A 1229-nucleotide genomic window follows, 5' to 3' on the forward strand; every position below is an offset into this window, starting at 1 on the left:
TGACCTCCTCCCAGTAAACTGGACCAACCTAAAGTAGAGAGATCGGGCGATTTTTCGGTACTTTAACAACCAATAATCGCTTATGAAGAAGACCAAATTCACCGAAGCGCAGATTGTTTTCGCGCTTCGACAAGCCGACACAGGCACAGTCGTTGCCGAGGTTTGCCGCAAGATGGGTATTAGTGAGGCTACCTTCTACAACTGGAAGAAAAAGTATGGTGGCTTAGGCGTACCCGAACTTCGGCGACTGCGCCAGTTAGAGGAAGAAAACCAGCAACTAAAGCAGTTAGTCGCCGATCTAAGCCTAGATAAACAGATGCTCCAAGATGTAATCAAAAAAAAGCTTTAAGGCCAGCTCAGAAGCGGAGGCTGGCCCAAAGCCTGATGACGGACTATCAAATCTCGAATCGCAGGGCTTGTGCAGTGGTGCTGCTAGGCCGTTCCACCTGGCATTATAAGGCCCGACGCCGGGATGATTCGGTACTCCGGAAGCAGATTAGGGAGATCGCCCAAACCCGAGTTCGATATGGCTGCCAGCGTATTTTTACGTTGCTTCGGCGGGAGGGGTGGCGCGACAATCATAAGCGTGTACACCGCCTATATCGCCTGGAGGGGCTCAATCTGCGTAGTAAGCGTCCACGACGGAACAGAACAGCGGCTCATCGACTGAATCGACCTGAGCTCTCTACTACTCATCAGTGCTGGAGTATGGATTTTGTGGCGGATCAGTTGTTTGACGGCCGGAAAATACGGGCCTTAACTATAGTGGATAATTATAGTCGTCAGTGCATGACCATTCATGTTGGTCAGTCGTTGAAAGGAGATGATGTGGTAGCGGTGATGAATCAGCTAAAAGTGATACATTTGGCTGTACCTGAGCGAATCCAAGTTGACAATGGCAGTGAGTTTATCTCGAAAGCACTCGACTTGTGGGCGTATGATAACGGGGTAACGTTAGACTTTTCACGACCGGGTAAACCAACTGACAATCCGTTTATTGAATCATTCAACGGGAGTTTTCGCGATGAATGTCTGAACACTCACTGGTTTCTATCATTAGAAGATGCTCGCGAAAAAATTGAGCATTGGCGACAGGAATATAACATGTTTCGCCCTCACAGTTCGCTCGGCGGGCTGACACCCGATGAGGTTGGAAAGGGCAGTGAAAAGAGAATAAATGACCGTCCGATCCTCAATCTTTGAGCGGTCCAGTATTTGGGGGTAGGTCA

Annotated in this window: 1 protein-coding gene; it reads left to right on the top strand. The window is 49.1% G+C overall.

The window, feature by feature from the left end; genetic code table 11:
* Positions 1-82 precede the first annotated feature (82 nt).
* A protein-coding gene (locus ACYVBJ_RS28285) for an IS3 family transposase (RefSeq protein WP_460985652.1) occupies positions 83-1203 on the top strand; the annotation gives its coding sequence in 2 pieces (ribosomal slippage) (positions 83-338 and positions 338-1203; 1122 coding nt in all).
* The last annotated feature ends 26 nt before the right edge of the window (positions 1204-1229 follow it).

It is taken from the genome of Spirosoma fluminis, from assembly GCF_054778895.1.